Genomic DNA, 660 nt, shown 5'->3' on the forward strand with positions numbered 1-660 from the left:
CTTCGCCAGTCCGAGCTGCGGCATGAATCCCTGCACGGCGGCGAGGACGGCGTAGTCACCGCAGCCGGGACACCAACGCACTTCCTGATCCGACTTGAAATCTCGTACCGTGAGTGCCTCAGTGGGCATGGAGGGCCTCCTTCAGCGCGGTGGCGAGCTGCTCCGCCTTGAACGGCATGCCGTTGACCTGGTTGTACGACTGGGCGTCGACCAGGTACTTCGCCCGGACGAGGGTCGCGAGCTGGCCCAGGTTCATCTCGGGCACGACGACGCGCTCGTAGCGGGCGAGGACGTCACCGAGGTTGTGCGGGAACGGGTTGAGATGGCGCAGATGGGCCTGCGCGAGGACCAGGGTCTTCGCGCCGTCGGGGTCGTCGACCTTGATGTCGGGGACGTCGATGCCGTCGGTCTTCGCTTGGCGGGTGCGGACCATGAGGTCGTGGTTGGCGGGGTCGTAGGAGATGTTGCCGGTGCCGTCCTGAGAACATGGTTGAAGTTCTGGGCGAACCGCACGGTGAGGTCGGGCAGTTCGGTCTGCTCCGGGACGCGCCAGGGTTCGGAGCCGTTGGCGAGGTAGCCGTCGGAGAGGAGGAAGACGGGGGTGCGGTAGGTGAGGGCGATACGGGCGGCCTCGAGGGCGGCGTCGAAGCAGTCGGCGGG

At 67.1% G+C, this 660-nt stretch carries 3 pseudogenes; all 3 read right to left on the bottom strand.

Going from position 1 to position 660, the window contains the following annotated elements:
- Positions 1-129, bottom strand: a pseudogene (locus IF28_RS39030) (2-oxoacid:ferredoxin oxidoreductase subunit beta); the annotation flags it as partial.
- Positions 119-484: pseudogene (locus IF28_RS38435) on the bottom strand (2-oxoglutarate ferredoxin oxidoreductase subunit alpha); the annotation flags it as partial. The pseudogenes IF28_RS39030 and IF28_RS38435, both read right to left, overlap by 11 nt.
- A gap of 14 nt (positions 485-498) precedes the next feature.
- Positions 499-660: pseudogene (locus IF28_RS40455) on the bottom strand (hypothetical protein); the annotation flags it as partial.

This window comes from Streptomyces sp. NRRL WC-3626 (assembly GCF_000718785.1).
Taxonomy (GTDB): Bacteria; Actinomycetota; Actinomycetes; order Streptomycetales; family Streptomycetaceae; genus Streptomyces; species Streptomyces edwardsiae.